The 24567-nt window shown below is 74.2% G+C and carries 26 protein-coding genes and 1 riboswitch; of the genes, 8 read left to right on the plus strand and 18 right to left on the minus strand.

The features are described from left to right. Positions 1-23: 23 nt before the first annotated feature. Both Mco01_RS01280 and Mco01_RS01285 read right to left on the minus strand, forming a co-directional pair. Positions 24-461: an SAV_6107 family HEPN domain-containing protein gene (locus Mco01_RS01280; protein ID WP_204055038.1), complete on the minus strand. Its 438-nt coding sequence runs from the start codon at positions 459-461 to the stop codon at positions 24-26. Positions 462-939: 478 nt separating this feature from the next. Continuing rightward, positions 940-1740, minus strand: a complete 801-nt coding sequence (locus Mco01_RS01285; protein ID WP_204055039.1) for a L,D-transpeptidase family protein — start codon at positions 1738-1740, stop codon at positions 940-942. 118 nt (positions 1741-1858) lie between these two features. Between Mco01_RS01285 and Mco01_RS01290 the strand changes: the two genes are divergently transcribed. Beyond that, on the plus strand, positions 1859-2335 hold the full coding sequence (locus Mco01_RS01290; RefSeq protein ID WP_036321564.1) for a YbaK/EbsC family protein: 477 nt from the start codon (positions 1859-1861) through the stop codon (positions 2333-2335). A 49-nt stretch (positions 2336-2384) separates the two neighbouring features. Further along, positions 2385-2933, plus strand: a complete 549-nt coding sequence (locus tag Mco01_RS01295; protein WP_204055040.1) for a GNAT family N-acetyltransferase — start codon at positions 2385-2387, stop codon at positions 2931-2933. A gap of 39 nt (positions 2934-2972) precedes the next feature. Here Mco01_RS01295 and metF read toward each other — a convergent pair whose 3' ends face one another. Next, positions 2973-3902 carry a methylenetetrahydrofolate reductase [NAD(P)H] gene (metF, locus tag Mco01_RS01300; protein ID WP_204055041.1) on the minus strand — a complete coding sequence of 310 codons (930 nt, stop codon included), beginning with the start codon at positions 3900-3902 and terminating at the stop codon, positions 2973-2975. 141 nt (positions 3903-4043) lie between these two features. Here metF and Mco01_RS01305 point away from each other — a divergent pair, with 141 nt between their 5' ends. Then, positions 4044-5111: a polyprenyl synthetase family protein gene (locus Mco01_RS01305; RefSeq protein ID WP_204055042.1), complete on the plus strand. Its 1068-nt coding sequence runs from the start codon at positions 4044-4046 to the stop codon at positions 5109-5111. Between the two features lie 42 nt (positions 5112-5153). Here Mco01_RS01305 and thiE read toward each other — a convergent pair whose 3' ends face one another. From thiE to Mco01_RS01320, 3 genes are read right to left on the minus strand one after another with little or no spacing between them, the layout of a single operon-like run. Beyond that, positions 5154-5807: a thiamine phosphate synthase gene (gene thiE, locus Mco01_RS01310; RefSeq protein WP_204055043.1), complete on the minus strand. Its 654-nt coding sequence runs from the start codon at positions 5805-5807 to the stop codon at positions 5154-5156. A 27-nt stretch (positions 5808-5834) separates the two neighbouring features. Beyond that, positions 5835-6209: an Rv2175c family DNA-binding protein gene (locus tag Mco01_RS01315; protein WP_036321575.1), complete on the minus strand. Its 375-nt coding sequence runs from the start codon at positions 6207-6209 to the stop codon at positions 5835-5837. Between the two features lie 43 nt (positions 6210-6252). After that, positions 6253-7428: an NAD(P)/FAD-dependent oxidoreductase gene (locus Mco01_RS01320; protein ID WP_204055044.1), complete on the minus strand. Its 1176-nt coding sequence runs from the start codon at positions 7426-7428 to the stop codon at positions 6253-6255. A gap of 129 nt (positions 7429-7557) precedes the next feature. Then, positions 7558-7668: riboswitch (TPP riboswitch) on the plus strand. Here Mco01_RS01320 and thiO point away from each other — a divergent pair. The 4 genes from thiO (at position 7657) to pknB (ending at position 11970) form a co-directional block, all read left to right on the plus strand. Continuing rightward, positions 7657-8820 carry a glycine oxidase ThiO gene (thiO, locus tag Mco01_RS01325; protein ID WP_204055045.1) on the plus strand — a complete coding sequence of 388 codons (1164 nt, stop codon included), beginning with the start codon at positions 7657-7659 and terminating at the stop codon, positions 8818-8820. It overlaps the preceding riboswitch by 12 nt. Then, the gene (gene thiS, locus Mco01_RS01330; protein ID WP_036321579.1) at positions 8817-9017 is read left to right on the plus strand and encodes a sulfur carrier protein ThiS; all 201 of its coding nucleotides are present in this window, start codon (positions 8817-8819) and stop codon (positions 9015-9017) included. The genes thiO and thiS overlap by 4 nt, the downstream gene beginning before the upstream one ends. Positions 9018-9019: 2 nt before the next feature. Next, positions 9020-9820 (plus strand): thiazole synthase, encoded by an 801-nt coding sequence (locus Mco01_RS01335; RefSeq protein WP_204055046.1) that lies wholly within the window; start codon positions 9020-9022, stop codon positions 9818-9820. A gap of 170 nt (positions 9821-9990) precedes the next feature. Further along, positions 9991-11970: a Stk1 family PASTA domain-containing Ser/Thr kinase gene (gene pknB / locus Mco01_RS01340; RefSeq protein WP_204055047.1), complete on the plus strand. Its 1980-nt coding sequence runs from the start codon at positions 9991-9993 to the stop codon at positions 11968-11970. A gap of 81 nt (positions 11971-12051) precedes the next feature. Here the strand turns inward: pknB and alc are convergent, their stop codons facing one another. The 9 genes from alc to uraD form a co-directional block, all read right to left on the minus strand. Next, a complete protein-coding gene (alc, locus tag Mco01_RS01345) occupies positions 12052-13017 on the minus strand; it encodes an allantoicase (protein WP_204055048.1) in 966 nt (321 codons plus the stop codon). Beyond that, positions 13014-14327, minus strand: a complete 1314-nt coding sequence (allB, locus tag Mco01_RS01350; protein ID WP_204055049.1) for an allantoinase AllB — start codon at positions 14325-14327, stop codon at positions 13014-13016. Before allB ends, alc begins: the two co-directional genes overlap by 4 nt. Before the next feature lie 76 nt (positions 14328-14403). Beyond that, positions 14404-15660 (minus strand): glycerate kinase, encoded by a 1257-nt coding sequence (locus Mco01_RS01355; protein ID WP_204055050.1) that lies wholly within the window; start codon positions 15658-15660, stop codon positions 14404-14406. Between the two features lie 111 nt (positions 15661-15771). Further along, a complete protein-coding gene (locus Mco01_RS01360) occupies positions 15772-17139 on the minus strand; it encodes an 8-oxoguanine deaminase (protein WP_239103251.1) in 1368 nt (455 codons plus the stop codon). Between the two features lie 144 nt (positions 17140-17283). Continuing rightward, complete coding sequence (locus Mco01_RS01365; protein ID WP_204055051.1) at positions 17284-17775, minus strand: (2Fe-2S)-binding protein; 492 nt, start codon at positions 17773-17775, stop codon at positions 17284-17286. Then, a complete protein-coding gene (locus tag Mco01_RS01370) occupies positions 17772-18635 on the minus strand; it encodes an FAD binding domain-containing protein (RefSeq protein ID WP_204055052.1) in 864 nt (287 codons plus the stop codon). The genes Mco01_RS01365 and Mco01_RS01370 overlap by 4 nt, the downstream gene beginning before the upstream one ends. Before the next feature lie 2 nt (positions 18636-18637). Further along, positions 18638-19522 (minus strand): factor-independent urate hydroxylase, encoded by an 885-nt coding sequence (gene pucL, locus Mco01_RS01375; RefSeq protein WP_204055053.1) that lies wholly within the window; start codon positions 19520-19522, stop codon positions 18638-18640. A gap of 2 nt (positions 19523-19524) precedes the next feature. After that, the gene (uraH, locus tag Mco01_RS01380; protein WP_204055054.1) at positions 19525-19872 is read right to left on the minus strand and encodes a hydroxyisourate hydrolase; all 348 of its coding nucleotides are present in this window, start codon (positions 19870-19872) and stop codon (positions 19525-19527) included. Next, entirely contained in the window at positions 19869-20342 is a 474-nt protein-coding gene (gene uraD, locus Mco01_RS01385; protein WP_204055055.1) for a 2-oxo-4-hydroxy-4-carboxy-5-ureidoimidazoline decarboxylase, read from the minus strand. Before uraD ends, uraH begins: the two co-directional genes overlap by 4 nt. A gap of 124 nt (positions 20343-20466) precedes the next feature. Here uraD and Mco01_RS01390 point away from each other — a divergent pair, with 124 nt between their 5' ends. After that, positions 20467-21306 carry a deoxyribonuclease IV gene (locus tag Mco01_RS01390; RefSeq protein ID WP_204055056.1) on the plus strand — a complete coding sequence of 280 codons (840 nt, stop codon included), beginning with the start codon at positions 20467-20469 and terminating at the stop codon, positions 21304-21306. A gap of 610 nt (positions 21307-21916) precedes the next feature. Here Mco01_RS01390 and Mco01_RS01395 read toward each other — a convergent pair. The 3 genes from Mco01_RS01395 to Mco01_RS01405 all read right to left on the minus strand — a co-directional run bounded on the left by Mco01_RS01395 (position 21917) and on the right by Mco01_RS01405 (position 24492). Next, on the minus strand, positions 21917-22654 hold the full coding sequence (locus tag Mco01_RS01395; protein ID WP_204055057.1) for a LytR/AlgR family response regulator transcription factor: 738 nt from the start codon (positions 22652-22654) through the stop codon (positions 21917-21919). A gap of 77 nt (positions 22655-22731) precedes the next feature. Further along, positions 22732-23853: a sensor histidine kinase gene (locus tag Mco01_RS01400; protein WP_204055058.1), complete on the minus strand. Its 1122-nt coding sequence runs from the start codon at positions 23851-23853 to the stop codon at positions 22732-22734. 27 nt (positions 23854-23880) lie between these two features. Beyond that, entirely contained in the window at positions 23881-24492 is a 612-nt protein-coding gene (locus tag Mco01_RS01405; RefSeq protein WP_204055059.1) for a molybdopterin-dependent oxidoreductase, read from the minus strand. Between the last annotated feature and the right edge of the window lie 75 nt (positions 24493-24567).

A 24567-nucleotide genomic window follows, 5' to 3' on the forward strand; every position in this document is an offset into this window, starting at 1 on the left:
GCTGGTCCGGGGGGAGGGCGGCCTCAGCCGGCCATGGGAAGCGTCGGCTTTCCGGGGACGCCGAGGATGGACTCGACCTCGCCCACGAACTTGTCGGCCTCGGCGATCAGTTCCTCGGCGTCGGTGGGGGTGACGACGCGCACCATGCCGGCCTCGGCCGCCGCGCGCTTGGTCGCGCTGACCGCGAAGTAGGCCGCCCAGTCGGCCAGCTTCGGCTCGGCCTCGGGCAGCAACTCCCACGCGCTGCGCAGCCGGCGCCTGCGCCCGTCCATCGGACGCGGCCGGGCCGCGAGGATCCCGGCCGCCGCGCGAAGCGCCGCCAGATGGGCCGACACGTACCGGTCGGCGGGGGTCGGCCCCATCGACGCGTCCGCGAGGCACGCCCTGGCGTCCGCGAGATGCGCCAGGACCGTCTGCGAGAGCCGTGGCCCGTTCCGCTGCTCTCCGCTCTGTTCCGTCATGCCCGCCTCCTCGAGTCGTGGCATCCGGCGAGGCTCGCCGGTGACATCACAGTCGCAGACCCCACCGACAATTCCGCCGGACGGACGATCCCGTGGTGCCGGCGAGGGACCGCCCGATGCTTCAGGCTCCCGTGGGCGGCCGGACGAGGAGCTTCCCCTCTCCCCGTCCGGCCCACGCCGCGGGCCGTGCCGCGTTCGTCTCCGCCGACGACGAGGGCACGGTTCCAACGGGGTGGGCGCAGGCCGCGAGTCCCACGCCCACTGCATCGAACATAGATTCGATCATGCCTCACTGTCAAGACTGTCAACGAACAAGGGTTCGAGGACCGGCCCCAAGAACGGTCCCGGAACAGCCGAAACCCCCGCACGACGAATCGTGCGGGGGTCTCACGACGACTCCCGGCCAGGGGCCCCTCGGGCGTTCTACGCCATCCCGGGGTCGCGGCGCGGCCTCAGGCCACCCCCGGCGCCGTACGGGTCAGCGGACGAACCGGCCGCGGACGTGGACGGGGACCCCGGTCCCGAGCAGGCCGGGCAGGATCTCCGCCACGTGCATCGGCAGCCGGACGCAGCCGTGCGACGCCGGGTAGAGCGGCACCGACAGCGCGCCGTGCAGGGCGATGCCGCCGTTGAAGAAGATCGGGTTGTAGAGCTGGCCCAGGTAGGAGCGGTGCCAGCCGCTGACCCGCCAAGTGGTCTTGAAGTCGCCGGTGGGCGTGCGGGCGCTGCCGCTGAACTGCTGCCGCTTGCCGTTCCACATCGCGTACTCGGTGTACGGGATGCCGCTGCCGCTGGAGATGTGGCTGATCAGGCGGGGCACGCCGTTCCGGTAGAGGACCATGACCTGCTTGGTCAGGTTCACCTCCACGCGGTCGGGCTTGCCGCGCGGGACCAGGACCGCGGGCGCCTTCGGGTTCTCCAGCGCCTTCCAGGTCCTCTTGGCCACGGTGCTCGTCGGCGTGATGCCCTGGACCTTCTGGAAGGCCCACACGGCCGTCAGCGTGGCGCCGCCATACCGGCCGTCGATCGAGCCCGGTACGTACCCGAGCTGCTTCAGGCGGGTCTGCAGCGCCTTCACCGCCGAGCCCTTGGCGCCCAGCTTCAGCGTCTTGTACGGCGCGGTGAACGGCGGGTAGGCCGCCGATACGGCGGACGACACCGGGACGGCGCCCGTGCGGACCTGCGTGCTCGCCTGCGCGGCCTCCGGGACCCCTGCCGTGGCGAGGGCCAGTGCCCCCGCCATCACGAGCGCGGCGACCGCCTGCCGTCGACCCCCCATCGTGACCAACCCCTCATTCTTCCCAAGCGCGAATCAAAGGACCTTAGCGTACGGCCCTCGTGGCCGAGGAGAAGGCAATTGACCGGCCTCGTCCTCGCCATCCGTTTAGAGTGTCCGCGTGCCGGAAAAGTTGCATCCCAACATCGCCCGGGTGGAGGCGGCCCTGCGCGCGCAGGGCGTGACGGGCGAGATCGTCGTGCTCGACGAGGCCACGCCGACGGCGGCGACGGCGGCCGCGCGGCTCGGCTGCGAGATCGGGGCGATCGCCAACAGCCTGATCTTCGACGCCGACGGCGCCCCGCTGCTCGTGCTGACCAGCGGCGCCCACCGGGTGGACACGGCCCTGGTGGCGCGGCTCGTCGGCGTCGCGAAGGTCAGGCGCGCCACCCCGGAGTTCGTGCGCGAGCACACCGGCCAGCCCATCGGCGGCGTCGCCCCGGTGGGCCACCCCGCCCCGGTCCGGACATTGGTGGACGCCTGGCTCGGCAAGCACGAGGTCGTGTGGGCGGCCGCGGGACATCCGCACTCGGTCTTCCCCACCAGCTTCGACGAACTGGTGCGGATCACCGGCGGTACGCCGGCCGAGGTGGAGTGAACCTCCGGTGGCCGCCTCGCCTCCGGAACGCTTTGCTAGTCTCCGATGAGTGATCCAGCTGCGACGCGTGGGGCCAGACACGTTCATCACCGTCATCGACACGGTGCTGGACATCTACACCGAGGCCATGCGCCCGCCGACGGACCAGCTCACCGGTCGTTTGGCGATAATGCGCAACCACGCGACGCATCCCGACTTCGTCTGCCTGCTCGCGGAGTCGCCCGACATCGTCGGGTTCGCGTACGGCTTCCACGGCGCGCCCGGGCAGTGGTGGCATGACGTGGTCCGCCGCGCCCTGCAGGACCAGGCGGGGCCGGGGGCAGCGCAGAGGTGGTTCGGCGACGCCCTGGAGATCGCGGAGGTCCACGTTCGGCCCGACTACCAGGGCAAGGGCATCGGGCGCAGCCTGATCCACGCCATCTGCGAGGGCCGCCCGGAGCGGACGGCCGTGCTGTCGACCCACGACGCCCCGACGGCGGCCCGCCACCTCTACGGGGACATCGGGTTCGTCGACCTCCTGACGCGGTTCGTGTTCCCCGGCGGCTACGAGAACTACGTCATCGCGGGCGTCCCGCTGCCGCTGCCGCCGCAGCGGTGAGCCCCCGATCCCCGCGCCGCCGAGAGGCCCGCGGTCCTTTCAGGAGCCCGCGGGCGCCGGCGCCTGCTGCAGCGCCTGGAACACCTCGCGCGTCGCGCTCGACCGGTTGAACGTGATGAAGTGGATGCCGGGCGCGCCCTCCTCGAGGAGGGCGCGGCACATGTCCACGGCGTGCTCGATGCCCAGGCGCCGCACGGCGACGGGGTCGTCGGCGACCGCCTCGAAGCGGGCCGCGACCTCCGGCGGGAACGGCGCCCCCGACAGCTGCTCGGACCGGGCGATCGTGCTCATCTGGGTGACCGGCATGACGCCCGGGATGATCGGGGTGTCGCAGCCCTTGGCCGCCACCCGGTCCCGCAGGCGCAGGTAGTCGTCCGCGCGGAAGAACATCTGGGTGATCGCGTAGTCGGCGCCCGCCCGGCACTTCTGCACGAAGAACTCGGTGTCCGACTCGATGGACGGCGAGCGCGGATGCTTGTAGGGGAAGGCCGCGACCCCCACGCAGAAGTCGCCGGCCTGCCGGATGAGCCGCACCAGCTCCTCCGCGTACAGGACGCCCTCGGGGTGCTTGATCCAATCGTCGAGGGGGTCGCCCCCGCGGGGGTCGCCGCGGACCGCGAGGATGTTGCGCACGCCGGCGTCGGCGAACCTGCCGACCAGGTGGCGCAGCTCGCGGATCGAGTGGTCGACCGCGGTGAAGTGGGCGACCGGCGTGAGCGTCGTCTCGTGGGCGAGGCGCTCGACGATCTGGACGGTGCGGTCGCGGGTGGAGCCGCCGGCGCCGTACGTGACGGAGACGAACGTCGGGCGGAGTGCCTCGAGCTCGCGGATGGCGCGCCAGAGCTGACGCTCGCCCTCGTCGGTCTTGGGCGGGAAGAACTCGAAGGAGAACGACCGCTCGCCCGCCGCCAGGAGCTCGCGAACGGTGGGGACGCGATCGGGGCGGCGTGAGGGCAGACCGAGAGCCATGGTCACAAGGGTACAGGGCCGATCCTTTTCGCCGAAGTCCGAGATCTCAACATGTGGACGTCAAGCGGTCCACATGGCGATCGCGAAGCTGGGGCCCCTTCCCCCATCGGCGGCGGGATCACCGCCCCGTAAGCTCAAGACATGACCACTTCCGTCGCCCCGCTCGACCTCGTCCGCCAGGAGGTGGACCGCTCGCTCCGGGAGTTCCTGGACCGGCAGCGCCCGATGTTCGGCGACCCCCACCTGGCCGCGCTGCTGTCGGCCGCGACGGACTTCCTGGCCGGCGGCAAACGGCTGCGCCCCGCCTTCTGCTACTGGGGCTGGCGCGCGGCGGGAGGCGGCGAGGAGCCGGGCCTGTACGCCGCGGCGGCCTCGCTCGAACTGCTGCAGGCGAGCGCGCTGGTCCACGACGACGTGATGGACGCGAGCGACGTGCGGCGCGGGATGCCCTCGGCGCACCGGCGGTTCGAGCGGATGCACGCCGACGCCGGCTGGCACGGGTCGGCCGGGCAGTTCGGCGAGGGAGCCGCGGTCCTGCTGGGCAACCTGCTGCTGGTGTGGTCGGGCCAGATGTGGCGCGGCAGCGGGCTCGACCCGCGGGCCCTGGCGGCGGCCCAGCCCGTGCACGACCACATGCTGACCGAGCTGATGTGCGGCCAGTACCTCGACCTGCTGGAGCAGGCGCGGGGTGAGAACACCTTCGACAGCGCCCTGCGGGTCGCCCTGTACAAGAGCGGGAAGTACTCGGTGGAGCAGCCGCTGCGGCTGGGGCTCGTCCTCGCCGCCCGCAGCCGCGACCCGTGGATCGACCGGCTCTGCGCCCAGTACGGCCAGCAGGTGGGCATCGCCTTCCAGCTGCGCGACGACGTCCTGGGGGTGTTCGGCGACCCGGCCGAGACCGGCAAGCCGGCCGGGGACGACCTGCGCGAGGGCAAGCGCACCATGCTCATCGCCCGGACGCTCGCCGAGGCGTCGCCCGCCCAGGCCGCCGCCGTACGCGACCTGCTGGGCGACCCCGCCCTCGATGAGCAGGGGGTCGAGCGGCTCCGGACGGTCATCGAGGAGACGGGCGCGCTGGCGGCGTGCGAAGGAATGATCAAGCGGTACCTCGAGGAGGCCCTGGCCGCCCTCGACCAAGCCCCGATCGAGGAGACGGCCCGCGCCGCCCTGGCCGCCCTGGCCGTGGCCGCCACCGCCCGCCGCACCTGACCCGCAGGAGGGGTCGGGCGCGGCGCCTGACCCGCAGGAGGGTCAGAGCGGGACGGCGGCGAGGCGGGCCTTGAGCTCGGCGGCGGCGGCGCCGGGGTCCGGCGCCTCGGTGACGGCGCGCACGACCACCACGCGGCGGGCGCCGTGCGCGACGACCTGGTCGAGCGTGCCGAGGTCGACGCCGCCGATGGCGAACCAGGGCCGTCCCGAGCCGAGGCGGGCGGCGTGCTCCAGCAGGGGCGTCCCGGGCGCGGGACGCCCGGGCTTGGTCGGCGTCGGCCAGACGGGGCCGCAGCAGAAGTAGTCGACGCCCGGCTCCCCGGCGGCTGTCGTCGCCTCGGCCTCGGCATGCGTCGACCTGCCGATGAGCACGTCGGGGCCGAGGATCTCCCGGGCCACGGACACCGGGAGGTCGTCCTGACCGAGGTGGAGGACGTCGGGGCGGGCCGCGTACGCCACGTCGGCCCGGTCGTTGACGGCCAGCAGGGCGCCGTGCCTGTCGCAGGCCGCGCGGAAGACCTCGAGGAGCTCCAGCTCCTCGCGGGCCTCCAGGCCCTTCTCCCGCAGCTGGACGATGTCCACACCGCCGGCGAGGACCGCGTCGAGGAATTTCTCCAGGTCGCCGCGGTCCCGCCTGCCGTCCGTGCAGAGGTAGAGCCTGGCACGCGCCAGTCGCTGTCGCCGGGTGTCGCTCACCCGACCACAATGCCATGCGCCCGCGGCTCAGAAGCCCAGGGCCTGCGCCCTGCGCTTGACCTCGGTGTGCCGACCGGCGGCGATGGCGTCGATCGGCGATCCGGGGAGCGAGTCGTCGGCCGTGAACAGCCAGCGGATCGACTCGACCTCGTCGTATCCGGCGTCCGCCAGGACGGTGAGCGTGCCCGGGAGCCCCTTCAGCACGTCGCCGCCGGCGATGAACACCGCGGGGATCTGGGGCTCGCCGCCGCCGCGGCGGACGCCGACGAGCTTCTTGTCCTTGAGGAGCTGCTTGACCCGCCCGATACTGATCTCCAGCCTCTTGGCGGCCTCCGAGATGGGGAGCCATTCCCCTACGAGCTGGTCGGTGTCCCGGTCGATCTGCGCAACAGTAAGCGTCACGGATCCACCATTACCACAGGCGAGCAGCCGGGAAACACCTCGATTACGCCATAATGCAGTCGCGGAGCGGCACGGCCGGGTCGGTCAGGCGGGCCGGGTCGAGCCGGTGCCCGGCCTCGACGATCCGCCGCCCCTGCACCACGTCGCGCGGCCGGTCGACGGTCAGGATGGCCGCGAGCCGGTCGCCGGCCGTGAGCCAGCAGGCCGCCCACTTCCCCTCGCCCCGCGGGTCGCCGCGCAGCAGCACCCGCTCCGCCGCCGGGTGGTGCCCCGCGAACTGGACCATGTGGCCGAACTGCTCCGACCAGAAGTACGGCACCGGGTCGTAGACGGCGTCCTCGCCCAGCAGGGCCGCGGCGGCCGTGTCGGGCGCCTGCAGGGCGGTGTCCCAGTGCTCGACCCGCAGCCGCGTGCCGAACCTGCGCGACCACCAGCTGGCGCAGTCGCCGACCGCGACGACGCCGGGCAGGCGGGTGCGCAGGTGCTCGTCGACCACGACCCCGTTGTCCACCTCGACGGCCGAGCCCTTCAGCCACTCGACCGCGGGCCGCACGCCGACGCCGGTGACCACGACGTCCGCCTTCACCCGGGCGCCCGACATGAGCGTGAGCCCGTCGGCGTCGATCGTGCCGACCTTCGCCCCAAGTCGCAGCTCAACGCCCGCCTGGGCGTACCAGGGGATGGTGTGCCCGCCGACCGCCCCCAGCGCGGCGGCCAGCGGGGTCTCGCCCGCCTCGACCACGGTGACCGCGCAGCCGGCGCGGGCGGCCGCGGTGGCGACCTCGGCGCCGATCCAGCCCGCGCCGATCACGGCGACCCGGGCCCCGGGGACCAGCCGCTCGCGCAGCGCGAGCGCGTCGTCGATCGTGCGCAGCACGTGCTGGCGGCCCTCGCCGCGCAACCGCACCGGCGTCGCGCCGGTCGCGATCACCAGGCCGTCGTACTCCAGCTCGCCCTCGGTCGTCTCCAGCACGCCCTCGCGCAGGCCCTTGGCCGCGGCGCCCAGGCACAGCCGTACGTCGAGGGCGTCGAGGTCGGAGTCGACCACCGTGGAGTCGGTCTCGCCGAGCAGCACCGCCTTCGACAGCGGCGGCCTGTCGTAGGGGCGATGACGTTCCTCGCCGATCAGCGTGATCCGGCCCGCGAAACCGTGGGCCCGCAGAGCCTCGACACTTCGCACGCCGGCCAGGCCGGCCCCCACCACCACGACGTGATCCACCACCTGACCATAGATTGTCCACCGGGCATGCCGCCAATGCAGGTGCCATAACGACTTGGGCAACTACTGCGCACACCGGCCGTGCCGCCCGTTGTGCGTGACGCGCGGCCGCAGGGCTAGGCTGAGGGGCGTAAGACGCGCGGGAGCCCGGCGGCCGGGCTGAGAGGAGAGCGGAGGCTCTCGACCGCCAGACGACCTGATCCGGGTAATGCCGGCGAAGGGAGCGCTGTGTCAGATCCGCACGGAGCCCGTGCCGACCTCGTCTGCGACGTCGTGGTCGTCGGCGGAGGGGTCGCGGGACTGTCCGTCGCCTGGCGGACGGCCAGGCAGGGCATGTCCGTGGTCGTCGTCGACCCGGCCCCCGGCACCGGCGCGACCCACGCCTCCGCGGGGATGCTGGCGCCGGTCAGCGAGGTGACCTACACCGAGGAGCCGCTGCTGCGGCTCGGCCTCGCCTCCCTCGCCGCCTGGCCGGGCTTCCGGGCGGAGCTCGACGACGAGAGCGGCGTGGAGGTCGACCACCGGCGCGAGGGCACGCTGGAGATCGCCTACAGCTCCGACGACATGGCGTACTTCGACCGGCTCGCCGCTTTCGAGGAGACGCTCGGGCTGCGGGTCGAGCGGCTGACCGGGCGGGAGTGCCGCGCCCTGGAGCCGATGCTCTCCCCCGCGGTCAGAGGGGGCCTGCTCGCCCGCGACGACGCCTGGATCAACCCCCGCAGGCTGGTGCGGGCCCTGCTGGCCGCCGTCCAGCGTTGGGACGGCGAGATCCTGTACGACCGCGCGACCGAGATCGTCCCCCTGGGCGTGGGCGTGGGCGGCGGCGTGGGCGTGGGCGGCGGCGTGGGCGTGCGGCTGGGCTCGGGCGAGTTCCTGAGCGCCGGGCACGTCGTCGTGGCGGCCGGCTCGTGGTCGCCGTCGCTGCTTCCCGGCCTGCCCGTACGGCCGGTCAAGGGGCAGATCCTCCGGCTGCGCGGGCCGCAGGGGTTTCTCACCCGGTGCGTGCGGGGCCTGGTCCACGGGTCGCCGGTGTACCTCGTCCCGCGCGGCGACGGCGAGATCACGCTGGGCGCGACCGTGGAGGAGCTGGCGTTCGACGCCCGGGTGACGGCCGGCGGCGTCTACGAGCTGCTGCGCGACGCCCGGGAGCTGGTCCCCGGCATCAGCGAGCTGGAGCTGGCCGAGACCACCGTGGGCTTCCGCCCGGGCACGCCCGACAACCTGCCGCTGATCGGGCCGGCAGGCCCGCCCGGCGTGCTCGCGGCGACCGGGCACCACCGCGCGGGCGTCCTGCTGGCCCCCGTCACGGCCGAGGCCGTCGTCGCCCTCGTCACGGGCGCCGGCGCTCCGGAGGTCGTGAAGTCCTGCGATCCTGGGAGATTCAGCCGATGAAGGTTGTGATCAACGGCACGGCCGTCGAGCTGCCCGACGGGGCCACCGCCGGCCACGCCGTACGCGCCCTGACGCCGCTCACGTCAGGCGTCGCGGTGGCGGTGAACGGCGAGGTGGTCAGCCGGGGCAGCTGGGAGTCGACCCCGCTGGCGGGCGGCGACACGGTCGAGGTGCTGACGGCGGTGCAGGGAGGATGACGATGCGGGACACCGCGGTGAGCGTGGCGGCGCCGGACGACGACACGTTCCTGCTGGGCGGCGAGAAGTTCTCCTCGCGCCTGATCATGGGGACGGGCGGCGCGCCCTCCCTGGAGGTGCTCGACGAGGCCCTGGAGGCGTCCGGCACCGAGCTGACCACGGTCGCCATGCGCCGGCTCGATCCGTCCGCGGGCGGCTCGGTCCTCGACGTGCTGCGCCGCAGAGGCATCAGGGTGCTGCCGAACACGGCGGGCTGCTTCACGGCCGGCGAAGCGGTGCTGACGGCCCGGCTGGCCCGGGAGGCCCTGGAGACCGACTGGGTGAAGCTGGAGGTCATCGCCGACGAGCGGACGCTGCTGCCCGACCCCGTCGAGACGTTCGACGCGGCCGAGCGCCTGGTGGCGGACGGCTTCGTCGTCCTCCCCTACATCGGCGACGACCCGGCGCTGGCCCGGCGGCTCGAACAGGCCGGCTGCGCGGCGGTGATGCCGCTCGGCGCGCCCATCGGCTCCGGCCTCGGCATCCGCAACCCGCACAGCATCGAGCTGATCGTGGAGGCCGCCGGGGTCCCGGTCATCCTCGACGCCGGGCTGGGCACGGCCAGCGACGCCGCGCTCGCCATGGAGCTCGGGTGCGACGCCGTACTGCTGGCCAGCGCGGTGACCCGCGCCCAGCGACCCGGGCTGATGGCCGCCGCGATGCGGTCGGCCGTGACGGCGGGCCGGCAGGCGCGGCTGGCCGGACGCATCCCGCGCCGCCGGTACGCCGAGGCGTCCTCCCCCGGCCGTCCGACCACGGCGTGACCCCGGCGGTCCGACCGCGGCCGCTGCGGTGAAACCGGAATGGCGGCATCCGGTAGCTCCGGTTATCGGATTCCGTAGGGCATTCCGATGGTACGGAAAGCTCCGCGAATAGGTCTCGGTTTGGGATTCCGTAACACTGCGGGTGGCAAATCACCCGTAAACTCGGGCGAGTGGACACGACGCTAACCGATCCGCTCGTAGGGCAGGTGCTCGACGGGCGCTATCGCGTCGAGTCCCGGATCGCCCGGGGCGGCATGGCCTCCGTCTACCTGGCTCTGGACGTCCGGCTCGACCGCACGGTCGCCGTCAAGGTGATGCACCGCTCGCTCGCCGAGGACCCGCAGTTCGTCCGGCGCTTCATCGGCGAGGCCAAGTCCGTGGCCAGCCTCTCCCACCCCAACATCGTCCATGTCTTCGACCAGGGCACCGACGGGGCGCACGTCTACCTCTCGATGGAGTACGTGCCGGGCAAGACCCTGCGGGACGTCCTGCGCCTGCGCGGCCGGCTCCCGGCCCGCGAGGCGCTGGAGATGGTCATCCCGGTGCTCGCCGCGCTCGGCGCGGCCCACCAGGCGGGGATGGTCCACCGGGACGTCAAGCCGGAGAACGTGCTACTCACCGACGACGGCCGGGTCAAGGTCGTGGACTTCGGCCTCGCCAGGGCCGTCGAGGCCACCAACCAGACCAAGACCGGCATGATGATCGGCACGATCGGCTACATGTCGCCCGAGCAGGTCACGACCGGCACGGCCGACGTCCGCAGCGACGTCTACGCCACCGGCATCATGCTGTTCGAGCTGCTCACGGGACGCCAGCCGTACGCGGGCGAGACCCCGATGTCGGTCGCGTACCGGCACGTGCACGAGACCGTCCCGGCGCCGTCCTCAGTCGTGCCGGACATCCCGCCGTCGATCGACGCGCTGGTGGCGGCGGCCACGGACAAGGACCCGGCCCGCCGCCCGGCCGACGCGACCGCCATGCTGGTCGCCGCCGTCGAGGCCCACCGGTCGCTGCCGAGGACCGGCGCCACGGGCTCCTACACCGGGCCGACCGGCCTGCAGCCCGGGGCGCTCACCGGCCCCACCGCTCCCCCGCCGGCCGCCGCCGCCGGGACGGCCCCGCCGTACGGGACGGGGCAGTACCTGTCGCCGGGCGCGCAGCCGGGGGCGTCGCACACGATGATCCAGCCGCGGTCGGACCTGCCGATCGGGCACGACGGCGAGCCCGCGGCCCGGCGCCGCCGCTTCCGGCCCAACTGGCTGGTGCTCGGCCTCGCCCTCGTGATGGTGGCCGGCGTCGCCCTCACCGGGTGGTGGTTCTCCCAGGGGCGGTACGTGAAGGTGCCCGACCTGGTCGGCCGGAACGTCAAGGTGGCCAGGCAGCAGGCGCAGCAGGCCGGGTTCGAGGTGCGGATCGGCAAGGCCCGTTTCGACGACAAGGCCGCGAAGGACACGGTGCTCGACACCGACCCCGGGGCGGGCGCCGAGATCGCCCGGGGGTCGGTGGTGACGCTGATCCCGTCGGCGGGCCCGGAGACCATCCCGGTGCCCAAGGTCGAGGGCCTCACCGAGGCCGACGCGCGGGCCCAGGTCGCCGAGGTCGGGCTGGTCGTCGGCCGGGTGAGCAAGAGCGCGAGCGACACGGTGCCGCGCGGCCAGGTCATCCGCACCAGCCCGATGGTGGGCAAGCGGATCAAGAAGGGCGGCACGGTCAACCTCGTCATCAGCGCCGGCCTGCTCATGCCGGACGTGACGCAGATGATGCGCGACCAGGCCGAGAAGTTCCTGCGGGACAAGGGGTTCAACGTCCAGATCGACGAGACGGCCGACAACACCCCGCCCGGCACCGTCATCGCGCAGGACCCGTCGGGCGGCTCCGAGGTGGCGGCCGGTGCGGTCGTCCACCTGACCGTCTCGAAGGGGCCCGACACGGGCTGGCACTGGCCGTGGGAGAACGACAACTCCGAGGCCCCGCCGGACTTCGTGGTCGTCCCCGACGTCCGGTTCAAAGACGTGAACGACGCGGTCAGCGAGCTGAAGGCCGCCGGGTTCCAGGTCAAGGTCCGCAACCTGGTCGGCACCCGGCGGGTGGTCGGGGAGAACCCGCTCGGCCAGCAGCCCATGGGCACCCGCATCACCATCTGGCACTGAACCGACGGGCACCGAACCGACTGGCACCGAACCGTCCGAGCGGGCCTCCGCGCGGGCCGGGGCCGGGTCGCCCCGCGCCGCTCAGGTGGTGAGCCTGCCCAGCAGGCGCAGCCGGGCCATGCCGCCGTCCGGGTAGACGTCGAGCCGGGCGTGGGTGACCGTACGGTCCGAGTCGAGCCGGAACCGGTGCCGGGTGTCGGGCTGCAGTCGCGTCCGCGGCAGCAGCGGGAACCAGGCGTCCCGGTCGTCCGGCGACGCCTTCCTCGCGTCGACGCCGCTGACCGCGGCCCAGCCGGGGGCGTTGAACAGCAGGTTCGAGGTGTCCAGCTCCGCCACCGCGACCGTGCCCGGCCCGGCGAGGGCCACCACGAGCCAGTCGTTGCCGCCGTCCCGCCGCCGGGCGGTCTCCCAGCCCTCCGACTGGTTGCGCGCCGGCCCGGGGGCGATGACGTTGTTCGGCGAGGAGTAGAACTCATTGGAGCAGGCGACCACCAGCCCCCCGTTCTCCAGGGCGGCGAGGTCGACGGTGAGCCCGTCCAGGAACGCCGGGTCGGGGACGACCTCCCCGTGGACGCGCAGCCGGGCCACGCCGCCGTCGGGGAAGATGTTGAGCCGCACATGCGTGAACCGCCGCTCGCCGGTCACGGCGAACTCGTGCGCCGCGTCCCCGGAGAGCGGGCTCCTCGGCACGATCTCCACCCAGCCGTCCAGCTCGTCCGGCGCCGGGTGCCCCTCGGCCTCGCACGCCTCCACGGACGCGTACGGCGGGTAGTTGCCCTTGAACCACGCCGTGTCGACGACCACGCCCCGGATCACCCCGGGCAGGCCCAGCCGCACGATCGCCCAGTCGTGGCCGGGCTCGCGCCGCCGCCGGGTCTCCCAGCCGTCGTACACCTGGCCCTTCGCGCCGAAGGTATGCGGGCGGAACTCGGGGGGCCCGGGCCGGATGAGGGCCTCCCGCTCGGCGAACGACTCGTCGTTGGCCGCCACGACCGAGCCGCCGTACGTGCGCAGGGCCAGGTCGGGCAGACGGGTGAACGCGCTCATCGGGACGCTCCTTTCAGCAGCCGCCCCCGGGGGGTGGCGAAGTCGACCGGGACGCCCCGCAGCCAGGTGGTCCGGACGACGCCCGTCAGGGCGTGCCCGTCGTACGGCGAGACCGGGTTGCGGTGGTGCAGGGCGGCCACGTCGACGGTGAACCCGGCGTCCGGGTCGAAGGCCACCAGGTCGGCGTCGGCGCCCTCCCTGATCACCCCCTTGTACGGCAGGCCGGCCAGCCGGGCCGGGCCCGCGGCCATCCACCGCACCACGTCGGCCAGGCCGTGCCCGCGCTCCCTGGCGGCCGTCCAGACCGCGGGCAGCCCGAGCTGGAGCGAGGAGATCCCGCCCCAGGCCGCGGCGAAGTCGGGCACCTTGAGATCGGGCGTCGAGGGCGAATGGTCGGAGACCACGCCGATGAGCACCCCCTCCGCGAGGGCCCGCCACAGGGCGTCGCGGTTGGCCGCCTCCCTGATCGGCGGGCAGCACTTGTACGCCGGGCCGCGCACCTCCTCCGCGCTCAGCGTGAGGTAGTGGGGGCAGGTCTCGGCCGTGACGCGCACCCCGTCGCGCTGGGCGCGCCGCAGCGGCTCCAGGCAGGCGGCGGCCGACACGTGCACGATGTGGGCGCGCGCACCGGTCTCCGCGGCCAGCTCGACGACCTGCTCGACGGCCCGCCGCTCGGCGTCCTGCGGCCGGGACCGCAGGAACTCGGCGTACGTCGGACCGGCGGGCTCGGCCAGCAGACCCGGGTCCTCCGCGTGCGCGATCAGCAGGCCGTCGAACGAGGCCACCTCTGCCAGCGCCGCCCGCAGCCCCTCCCGGTCGAGCGCCGGGAACTCGTCCACCCCCGACGGCGACAGGAAGCACTTCACGCCGATCACACCGGCCTCGTGCAGCGGACGCAGGTCCGCCAGGTTGCCGGGGATCGCGCCGCCCCAGAACGCCACGTCGACGTGGCACTGGCCCTCGGCGGCCCGGCGCTTGGTCTCCAGCGCGGCGACCGAGACCGTCGGGGGCAGCGAGTTGAGCGGCATGTCCACGATCGCCGTCACGCCGCCGGCCGCCGCCGCCCGGGTGGCCGAGGCGAACCCCTCCCAGTGGGTGCGGCCCGGCTCGTTCACGTGGACGTGGGTGTCCACCAGGCCCGGCAGCAGCGCGAGGTCGCCGAGGTCGACGGTCTCCAGGGCGGGCAGGGGGTCGTCGTACGCGCCGACCTCCGCGATCCTCCCGTCCCGCACGGCCACGGCCGCCGGCCGCTCGCCCTCGGGCGTCACCGCGCGCCGCGACCGCACCACCAGCTCGTACGGCGAGCTCATGCCACCTCCTCGCCTGACGGCTCGGAGCCGCATTCGCGAAACGCACAGTGCCTACTGATTCGCTCGCTCCGCTCGCTCATGCCGCACCGCCGGGGGCGGGGGGCGGCAGGTGCGCGGCGGCGACCCGGCGGGCCAGCCGTTCGAGCAGCGGCCCGGCCTCCGCCATGCACCGCCGGACGTCGGGCTCGATGTCGGTCAGCGCGTACGCCGCCTCGATCCCGGCCGCCCGCAGGTCGTCGTCGCCGATCTCGCGCCGCCCGCACACGGCGACCACCGGCACGCCGTGCTTGGCCGCCGCCGTCGCCACCCCGACCGGGGCCTTGCCGCGCAGGGACTGCTCGTCGAGCGACCCCTCCCCCGTGATCACCAGCCGGGCTCCCTCGGCGTGCCGGTCGAAGTCCTGCAGCTCAAGGAGGTACTCGATGCCCGAGCGAATCTCGGCGTGGAGGAAGGCGAGCGCGGCGAAGCCCACGCCGCCCGCCGCGCCGGCCCCCGGCGTCCCGGCCACGCCCATGCTCCGGACCACCCCGTCGTGCTCGGCCGCCCCGGCCAGGCCGTGGGTGTGCGCCGCGACCGCGGCCAGCCGGGCCAGCCCCGCCTCCAGCACCGCCACGTCGTCGGGGGCCGCGCCCTTCTGCGGGCCGTACACGGCCGCCGCGCCGTACGGGCCGAGCAGCGGGTTGTCCACGTCGCTCGCGACGATCACCTCGGCCCCCCGCAGCACGCCCGAGGCGTCGATCTTGTCGAGCGCGCGCAGGGCGGCGCCGCCGTGCGGCAGGTCGGCCCCGCCGGCGTCGAGCAGCCGCGCCCCGAGGGCCTGGGCCATGCCCGCGCCGCCGTCGGTGCAGGCGCTGCCGCCGAGCCCCAGGACGACCCGGGTCGCCCCGTGCCGAACGGCATGGGCGATCAGCTCACCGGTGCCATAGCTGGTCGCCGTGAGCGGGGCCGGCCCCTCGCCCTCCGGCAGCCTCCGCAGCCCGGACGCCTCGGCCAGCTCGACCACGGCCACACGGCCGCCGCCCGGCTCGTCGCGCACCGCGTAGGAGGCGCGGACCGGCAGGCCCGTCGGCCCGGTGACCTCGACCTCCACCCGGGTGAAGCCGCAGGCGACGACCGCGTCGACGGTACCGTCCCCGCCGTCGGCCACCGGGAGCCGCACGACCGGGACGTCCCCGAGCCCGGCGGCCACGTGCTCGACCACCTCCGGCGAGGTGAGCGAGCCGCGGAACTTGTCCGGCGCGATGACCACGTGCCCGGACGCGTGCCCGGACGCCGGCGCGGACGCGTGGCCGGCCGTCTCCCTGGCGACGTGACCGGACGCCTGCCCGCTCATGCCCGCTCCCCGCCCGCCGGCCGGGCGCCGCGTCCGCGCGTCGCCCCCCGCCTCGTCATGGGCTGCCTGTCCATGTCCCGTCCCTCCGTGCCGCGACCACGACCCTGTCGTCTAGAAATGATCGCTGGCCAGGAGACGGCGGTGGGCACGGGCCCCCGCTTCAGCGGCGGCCTGGTCGGAGACGGTGCGCAGCTCGCCGTCCGCGACGACGGTACGGCCGCCGACGAGCAGCCGGGCCAGCGGCGGGGTCTGGCCGTAGGCGAACGCGACGACCGGGTCGTCGACGCCGTCGTAGTAGCCGCCGAGCCGCCACAGGGCGACGTCGGCCAGCTTCCCCGGCTCCAGCGAGCCGATCTCCCCCTCCCGTCCGAGGCAGCGGGCGCCGCCGAGGGTGGCCATCTCCAGCGCCTGGCGGGCCGTGAGGGCGCGGGGGCCGTACCGGGCGCGCTGCATGAGCATCGCCATCCGGATCTCCCCGGCGAGCGGGGTCATCTCGCTGGAGGCGGCGCCGTCGACGCCGAGCCCGACCGGCGCGCCGGCCCGCAGCAGGTCGCTGACGCGGGCGATGCCGGCCCCGAGGCGGCCGTTGGACGAGGGGCAGTGGGCGGTCCCGGTCCCGGTGTCCGCGAAGCGGCGCACGTCCTTGTCGGTCAGGTGCACGCAGTGGGCGAGCCACACGTCGGGACCGAGCCAGCCGAGCCGGTCCAGGTACTCCACGGGGAGCATGCCGAACTGCTCCCGGCAGTGCTCGTCCTCGTCGGCCGTCTCGGCCACGTGCGTGTGCAGGCGGACGCCGAGAGACCGGGCCAGCTCCGCCGACCTGACCATCAGGTCTCCCGTGACCGAGAACGGCGAGCACGGCGCCACCGCGATCCGCAGCATCGATCCGAACGACGGGTCGTGATATTTCCGGACGGCCTCCTCGGTGGCCCGGAGGATCTCGTCGGCCTCCTCCACCACTTCGTCCGGCGGGAGGCCGCCCCCAGACCGGCCCCGGTCCATCGACCCCCGGCAGGGGTGGAACCGCAGGCCCACCTGCCGGGCCGCCTCGATCTCCGCCTCGAACAGGTCGCCCCTGCCCTTGGGGAAGACGTAATGGTGGTCGGTCGAGGTCGTGCAGCCTGAGCGGGCCAGCCAGGCGAGCCCGGCGGTGGCGGCGCCCCCGACGACCTCGGCGTCCATCCGCGCCCACAGCCGGTAGCTGGCCACCAGCCACTCGAACAGCGTGCCGTCCGGGGTCACCCCCTGGGAGGCCCACTGGTAGAGGTGGTGATGGGTGTTGACGAGCCCGGGGGTGGCCAGGCAGCCGGCGCCGTCGACCCGCTCCGCGCCCTCCGGCGCGGACGGCGCGGGCCCGGGGCCGACCGCGGTGATCCGGTCCCCCTCGATCACGATGTGCCCGGACGGGATCTCCTCCCCCGCCACCGGCACGATGTAGGCGTTCTCGATGACCACGGGCGGGGTCGTCGCATCAGGCACGGAAGCCTCCGGAGCGGGCGCGGGCGGCCGGGGTGCGGGGACGGGCGTTCACGCCCACGGCCCGGGGGACGGCGCGGCCGTGCGGCGGTCCCCCGGCGCGGGAACAGGCGCCATTCACGGCGGGACCGTGCGGCGGTCCCCCGTTCACGCCGACGATCCGGGGGAGGGCGCGACCGCGCGGGCGGCGGCCAGGCGCACGGCGTCGAGGATCTTCTCGTATCCCGTGCAGCGGCAGAGGTTGCCCGCGAGGGCCTCGCGGATCTCGGCGTCGCCCGGAACCCCGTCCGCGGCGGCGATCAGCGCGTGCGCCTGGACGACGAGGCCCGGCGTGCAGAACCCGCACTGCACGGCGCCCGCCTCCACGAACGCCCGCTGCACCTCGTCGAGGTCGTCCCCGGACGCCAGGCCCTCGACCGTGACGACCTCCCGGCCCTCGGCCTGCCCGGCCGCGACGAGACAGGCGCACACCGGGGTGCCGTCCAGGTAGACCGTGCAGGAGCCGCACTCGCCCTGTTCGCAGGCGTTCTTCGCGCCGGGCAGGCCGAGCCGCTCCCGCAGGACGTAGAGCAGGCTCTCCCCCTCCCAGACGTCGTCGGCCGCGGCCGGGCGGCCGTTGACCGTGAGGCTCACCCTCATGCCGCTGCCCTCCCCGTGTAGTCGTTCCAGGCCCAGCCGAGCGTCCGGCGGGCCATGACGGCCAGGGCGTGCAGGCGGTAGTCCGCCCGGCCCCGGACGTCGTCGATGGGCGACGCGGCGCCGGCCACGAGCTCGCCGAAGCGGCGGGCGAGGCCGGGGTCGAGCGGCCCGCGGCCCTCCCAGTCGAGCCCCCCGGCCAGCAGTTCCTCGGCCTCGGCGGCCCGCCGGGGCGTGGGCGCGGCCGAGCCGATGCCGGTCCCCGCCCGCCGTTCCCCAGGGTGCAGCGCGACCGCGAACGAGCACACCGCGATCACCATCGCGTTCCTCGTACCGATCTTGGAGAAGTACTGCGGGCCGGCGGCGACGGGGACGCGCACCGCGCGGATCAGCTCGTCGGGGGCCAGCGCGTTGCGCTTCACGCCGGTGTAGAACGCGTCGATCGGGATCGTGCGCGTGCCGCGGACCGACGCCGCCTCGACGACGGCGCCGGAGGCGAGCAGCGGCGGGTGGCTGTCCCCGGCCGGGCTGGCCGCCCCGAGGTTGCCGGCGACGGTGCCGCGGTTGCGGATCTGCGGCGAGCCCACGGTGCGGGACGCCTGGGCCAGCCCCGGCAACTCGGCCCCCAGCTCGGCGATCAGCCGCGCGTACGTGAGCCCGGCGCCCAGGCGCACCTCGCCGCCCTCGCGGGTCCAGTCGTCCAGGCCGGGCACGGCGGTGAGGTCGAGCAGCGCGGCGGGCCGCCCCTTGTCCAGGTTGATCTCCACCATGACGTCGGTGCCGCCCTGGATGGGCGTCGCGTCGGGCCGCTCGGCCTTGAAGGCGAGCGCCTCGTCCCAGGTGCGGGGGCGGAGGAAGTCCATGGTCACTCCCAGGCCGGTCCGGCGTCGGGCGCGTCCTCGCGCAGCACGGTCCCCTCGATGAGCCCGTACGGCCGGTCGGCGGCGAGGTAGACCTCGCCGTCGTTGTCGAGGCCGAAGGGCGTCAGGTCCACCACGAAGTGGTGCTTGTTGGGCAGCGAGAGCCGCACCTCGCAGACGCCGGGGCAGTCCCCGAGCACCCGGCTGCCCATGGCGTACAGGGTCTGCTGCAGCGAGAGGCTGTAGGTCTCGGCGAAGGCGGCGAGCAGGGCCTGCCTGGCCCTGTCGTACGCCTTGTCCCAGTCGCCCGAGGGCCACGCCTCGGACGGGCCTGCGGGGGCGTCGTGCCGCCAGGACGCGTTGACGGCGGTGGCGAGCATGCGGTCGCGGGTCTCGGGCAGCGTCGTGTACTCGTCCTTGATGTAGCCCCAGAACTCCGAGTTCGTGGTGTTGAGCACCACGAGGTCGCGCAGCCCGGAGACCACGTGCGCCCGTTCGCCGTCGTAGTGGGCGACGCACGTGCGCACCTCTCCTCCCGCGCGGACGAACGAGTGCCCGGACGCGCCGTTGCGCTCCCAGGCGTACTCCTCGATCGCCACCCTGGCGTGGTGGACGGTGGGCTGGGAGTCCGCGAAGTGGCGGGCGAGCAGCAGCGCGAAGTCCTCGATCGCCCCGATCCCGTGCCGCCTGGCCAGCGCGTAGACCGCGTTCTTCTGGCTGTCTGTGGGGAGCACCGCGGAGTTGTCGCCGCTGAGGTGGACCTCGTCCATGTCCCCGGACAGCGCCGTGCTGACGTTGAGGTCCTTCACGCGATGGGCGTCCCCGTGCCGGGTGACGCGGACGATCCTGGTCTCGGCCTTGCCGTATCTGTTGGGTCCGAGGACGACCACTGCTAGCTCCCCCGGTAGGTCGAGTAGGCGAACGGGCTCAGCAGCAGGGGCACGTGGTGGTGCTCCCCCGCCGCGCGGACGGTGAAGACGACGCTGACCTCGGGGAAGAACGCCTCGTCCCCGAGGTAGGCGGCGGTGTCGAAGACGAGCCGGTAGGTGCCCGGGCGCGGGTCCTCCTCCGCGATCCACTCCCGGCCCAGCGGCGTCCAGTCGCGGATGCGGCCGTCGTCGTCGGTGCGGCCCTCGGCCACCGGCACGAAGCCGTGCGCGGCCCGGCGCGACAGGCGGACGAACACGTCCGCGGCCGGCCGCCCCGCCGCGGTGTCCAGCACGTGCGTCGACAGGCTCACCGGCCCTCCCACAGCTTGGCCAGGCGCAGTGCCACGATCTTCGCGAGCTCCTCGCGGACGACCCCGCGCTCGGTCTCGTCGTCGTTGTCCAGCCGGGCGCGCAGCAGCGCGAGCATCTCCCCGGCGCCGCGCCCGGTGGCGCACACGAGGTAGACGTGGCCGAACCTCGCCTCGTAGGCGGCGTTGCCCTCGCGGATCGCGTCCAGGACGGCGGTGTCGGCCCCGGCGGCGCCCGACTGCTCCGACCGCGACCAGGCGCCCTCCCTGCCGCCGCCCGCCGGCCGCTCGCCGATGCGGGGGTGCGCCGCCAGGGCCTCCTCCACGTCGGCCCAGCCGAGCCCCGCGAGCGCCGTCCGCCCCGCGTCCAGCAGCGCGCCGAGGTCCGGGTACGGCCCCCGCGCGGCCACCGCGTCCGCCCAGGCGGCGGACGCGCAGCAGGCGCGCAGGTCCTCCCGGCCGAGTTCTCGCATGCCCGCCAGTCAACCCCCGGCCGTACGGCGAGGTCTATCAGCGCGAGGTCCGAACCGCGCGCGTCCGGCGCCGCGCCGGTTTGTACGTTGGCACAAAGGGCGGCCAACTACTCTGGAGGTCACCATGACTCCTTCCACTCTCGTCGGCGGCCACGTGTTCGTCGCGGGCGGCCTGGCCAAGGGCGGCCTGAAGTACGCCGGGGACATCGGCGCCGAGGTGATCCAGGTCTTCGTGACCAACCCGCGGGGCTGGGCGCTGAGCGCGGGCGACCCGTCCGAGGACGCGAAGCTGCGGGAGTCGGGCGTGCCCGTCTTCCTGCACGCCGCCTATTTGGTGAACTTCGGCTCGCCCACGGCGGCCACGCTGGACAACTCGGTGGCCGTCGTCCGCCACACCCTGCGCCGGGGTGTGGAGACCGGGGCGCGCGGGGTCGTCGTCCACACCGGCTCGGCCGTGAGCCAGCCCCGGGAGGACGCGCTGCGCCAGGTTCGGGAGCACGTGCTGCCGCTGCTCGACGAGCTTCCCGACGACGGGCCCGACCTGCTGCTGGAGCCGATGGCCGGGCAGGGCCAGATGCTGTGCGCGACCGTCCAGGAGCTCGGCCCGTACCTGGAGGCGCTGGAGGGTCATCCGAAGGTCGGCGTGTGCCTGGACACCTGCCACGCCTTCTCCGCCGGGCACGACCTCGCGTCGCCGGAGGGCGTGCGGGAGACGTTCGACGCGCTGGGCGAGCTCGCGCCGGGCCGGCTGAAGCTGATCCACGCCAACGACTCGAAGGACGCGTGCGGCTCGAAGAAGGACCGGCACGAGAACATCGGCTCCGGCCACATCGGCGCCCAGGCGTTCGGAGAGATCATGCGGCACCCGGTCGCGGCCGGGGTGCCGGTCTGCATCGAGACGCCCGGCAAGGTGGAGGCCCACCGCCAGGACATCGAGACCCTCAAGAAGCTGCGCGGCGCCTGAGGCCGGCGTCGCCCCTCGGGACGCCGGGGGTCCGCGGCGATCCGGCGCCCCCGTTCGGCCGGATCGCTCCGCGGACTCCCCCGTCACGCGGGGCGGGGCCCTTCCCCCCCGAGAGGGCCCCGCCCCGGTAACCCTGAGGTGAGACTGTGCTCACCTTCGAGGCTACCCCGCGTGTCTTGCGACGGGCCAAACACTACGAGGAGTAATCGCGGGGGCGGATGGGGCTTCGGACGAGCGGTCCCTAGTTAGCGCCATGCGGACCGCTCCGGCGCGATGAGCGGGGCGTGGACGCCGACGAACGGTCGCCCGGGGGGCACACCGGCCCGCGGGGGCGGTTCCCGCGGGCGGTCCGGGCGCGCCGCACGCCCGTCCGGCGGCCGGCATCCGGCCGGTCCCGTGATCACGAAGAGTGACCGTCCGGCCCTCGTACGGCGTCCTGGGCGGCCGTCGCCTCCCGCCTGCCCCCGAGGAGCCGGTCCGCCCCTCCCGTCGCCGCAGCGGCGCGTACAGCGTGCGCCACGGGCCCCGTGGCACGACGGGCGAACGCTCCCGCCGCCGGATCGCCCTCAGGCGGGCGGTTCAAGGCAGGAGAGGCGGCCCGGGACGGGGGTCAGGCGCCCGGGGCGCGGAACTGGCGCACCAGCTGCTCGCGCACCTGACGGGTGTGCCGGCGGCTCACCGGCAGCGTCTCGGTCCCGACCTGGAGGACGACGCGACCGGCGTCGAACCTGAGCTCGCTCACGTGGCGGGCGTTCACGAGCGTGCTGCGGTGGGCCCGGATGAAGCCCGAGCCGCCCCAGCGGCGCTCCAGCGCGGCCAGGGACATCCGCACGAGGTAGGCGGCGTCGACCGTGTGCAGGCGGACGTAGTCGCCCTGGGCCTCGGCGTACCGGACGTCCTGCTGGGCCACGAACTTGGTGCGGCCCCCCAGCTCGACCGGGATGACGTCCTCGTCCTCCTCGGCGGAGGCGGGGGCGACGGCCGCGGAGAGCCTGCGCACGGCCTCGGCGAGGCGTTCGGGACGGACGGGCTTGAGCAGGTAGTCGACCGCCTCCAGCTCGAACGCCTGGACCGCGCAGTCGTGCGCGCTGACGAAGACGAGCCGGGGCGGCGCGGGGAAGCCGCCGATCAGCCGGGCGAGGTCGAGCCCGTCCAGCCCGGGCATCCGGATGTCGAGGAACACCCCGTCGAGCCGCTCGCCGTCGGCGATCATCTGCACCATGTCGTGCAGGGCGGCCCCGCCGTCCGAGGCCGTGCTCACGTGCTCGACCCGGGAGTCCTGCCGCAGCAGGTAGGCGAGCTCTGACAGGGCGGGGACCTCGTCGTCGACGGCAAGGACGCGCAGCATGGTCACCACCGTGCCGCGCGTCCCCCCGGCGGCGCAAGAGTCGGGACCACGAAGAGTGCCCGATCAGGCACCCACGGTCACATCGGATCGAGCTCGGGACGGACCTTCGGCACGCGGAGGCGGATCCGGGTGCCCTTGCCCGGCGCGGTCTCCACGGCGAGCCCGTAGGCCTGCCCGTAGAGGTGGCGCATCCGCGTGTCGACGTTGCTCAGCCCGATCCCCGCCTTGGGCTCCTCGCCCAGGACGGCCCTGAGGTGATCGGGGTCCATGCCGATCCCGTCGTCCTCGACCGAGATGTGCGCCTCGGGCCCGGCGTCCTCGATCACCACCCGCACCTCTCCCGGCATGCCGTGCTTGATCGCGTTCTCGACCAGCGGCTGCAGGCACAGGAACGGCACGTTCACCCGCAGGACCTCCGGCGCGACCTGCACGGTGAACCGCAGCCGGTCGCCGAACCGCGCCCGCTCCAGCAGCAGGTAGCGGTCGACGCAGCTCAGCTCGTCGGCCAGGGTGGTGAAGTCGCGGGCCCGGCGCAGGGCGTAGCGCGTGTAGTCGGCGAAGTCGAGCAGCAGCTCGCGGGCCCGCTCGGGGTCGGTCCGGACGAACGACGCGATCGTGGTGAGCGAGTTGTAGACGAAATGGGGGGAGATCTGCGCCCGCAGGGCCCGCGTCTCCGCCTCCAGGGTGCGCCTGCGGGAGGAGTCCAGCTCGGCGAGCTCCAGCTGCCCGGAGACCCAGCGGCCCACCTCGGCCGCCGTCCGCACCCGGGACGCGCTGACCTCCGGGTCGTACGCCGCGAGCGTGCCGACGACGCGGCCGTCCACGGTCAGCGGGACGATCACGCCACCGGGCTCGCCGGCCACGAGATGGGTCCGGCCGCCGGACATGACGGGCCGCACCTGGCCGAGGAGGGCCTCCTCCCCCGGCAGTCCGTCGCCGTCCCGGGCCAGGACCCGGTCGGCGGAGGTGACGGCGAGCCCGGACGTGCCGAGCAGCGTCCGCAGGTGCCGTACGGCCCGGCGGGCGGAGTCCCTGGTCAGGCCCGCGCGCAGGGAGGGCGCGGCGAGACCCGCGATGTGCAGGGCGAGGTAGGTCGTCTCACCCGGCGGCGCGCCGCGGCAGGGGCGCGTCCGGCGGGCCAGCGCGTACCCCAGGGCTCCGCAGAGCCCGCAGAGCGTCACCCATACGGCTGCAGACACGCCGGAAACCGTAGCCGCTGCGCGGCCTCACGGCGGGCCGTCGCCGGGGTCCTCCTGATATGAGTAGCGCTGCTCCTTCCAGGGGTCGGCGACGTTGTGGTAGCCGCGCTCCTCCCAGAAGCCGCGCCGGTCCTCCAGCATGTACTCCACGCCGCGGACCCACTTCACGCTCTTCCACGCGTACAGGTGGGGGACGACGAGCCGGAGGGGGTGCCCGCGCTCGGGCGACAGCGGCTTGTCGTCGAGGTGGGTGGCGAACAGCGTCGTGGGCCGGTCGAAGTCGCCGATCCGCAGGTTGGCGCTGTAGCCGTACTCGGCGTAGATCATGACGTGCCGCACGCCGGGGGCGGGCGGGACCCGGTCGAGCAGCGCCGCGGCCGGCACGCCCTCCCATTCGTTGCCCATGATGGAGAACTTGGTGACGCAGTGGAAGTCGGCGACGACGGTGCCGCGGGGCAGCCCGGAGAACTCCTCCCACCCGAACTCCTCTGCCCGGCCGGAGGCGGTGGCGCCGAACACCTGGAACCGCCAGGTCTGGGGGCGGAACGCCGGCACCCTGCCGTAATGGATGATGGGCCGTCCTCGCGGGATGTACTGCCCGGGGGGCAGGCGGTTCTCCTCCTCAGGAATCTCCGGCACGCCGCCATCCTGCCACCCGCCACGCGGCCGGCACCCACCGGTACCCGGAGCCGGCGGTGCCCGCGATGCGCTATA

The sequence above is a fragment of the Microbispora corallina genome (assembly GCF_016863035.1).
In the GTDB taxonomy this organism is placed as follows: Bacteria; Actinomycetota; Actinomycetes; order Streptosporangiales; family Streptosporangiaceae; genus Microbispora; species Microbispora corallina.

Excerpts from the sequence above, each read along its gene's own strand:
- Mco01_RS01280 (WP_204055038.1), bottom strand. The coding sequence starts at position 461 with ATGACGGAACAGAGCGGAGAGCAGCGGAACGGGCCACGGCTCTCGCAG.
- Mco01_RS01335 (WP_204055046.1), top strand. The coding sequence starts at position 9,020 with ATGCGGGACACCGCGGTGAGCGTGGCGGCGCCGGACGACGACACGTTC.
- Mco01_RS01365 (WP_204055051.1), bottom strand. The coding sequence starts at position 17,775 with ATGAGGGTGAGCCTCACGGTCAACGGCCGCCCGGCCGCGGCCGACGAC.
- Mco01_RS01395 (WP_204055057.1), bottom strand. The coding sequence starts at position 22,654 with ATGCTGCGCGTCCTTGCCGTCGACGACGAGGTCCCCGCCCTGTCAGAG.
- Mco01_RS01390 (WP_204055056.1), top strand. The coding sequence starts at position 20,467 with ATGACTCCTTCCACTCTCGTCGGCGGCCACGTGTTCGTCGCGGGCGGC.
- allB (WP_204055049.1), bottom strand. The coding sequence starts at position 14,327 with ATGAGCTCGCCGTACGAGCTGGTGGTGCGGTCGCGGCGCGCGGTGACG.
- Mco01_RS01355 (WP_204055050.1), bottom strand. The coding sequence starts at position 15,660 with ATGAGCGGGCAGGCGTCCGGTCACGTCGCCAGGGAGACGGCCGGCCAC.
- Mco01_RS01305 (WP_204055042.1), top strand. The coding sequence starts at position 4,044 with ATGACCACTTCCGTCGCCCCGCTCGACCTCGTCCGCCAGGAGGTGGAC.
- Mco01_RS01285 (WP_204055039.1), bottom strand. The coding sequence starts at position 1,740 with ATGGGGGGTCGACGGCAGGCGGTCGCCGCGCTCGTGATGGCGGGGGCA.
- metF (WP_204055041.1), bottom strand. The coding sequence starts at position 3,902 with ATGGCTCTCGGTCTGCCCTCACGCCGCCCCGATCGCGTCCCCACCGTT.
- alc (WP_204055048.1), bottom strand. The coding sequence starts at position 13,017 with ATGAGCGCGTTCACCCGTCTGCCCGACCTGGCCCTGCGCACGTACGGC.
- Mco01_RS01370 (WP_204055052.1), bottom strand. The coding sequence starts at position 18,635 with ATGGACTTCCTCCGCCCCCGCACCTGGGACGAGGCGCTCGCCTTCAAG.
- thiS (WP_036321579.1), top strand. The coding sequence starts at position 8,817 with ATGAAGGTTGTGATCAACGGCACGGCCGTCGAGCTGCCCGACGGGGCC.
- uraD (WP_204055055.1), bottom strand. The coding sequence starts at position 20,342 with ATGCGAGAACTCGGCCGGGAGGACCTGCGCGCCTGCTGCGCGTCCGCC.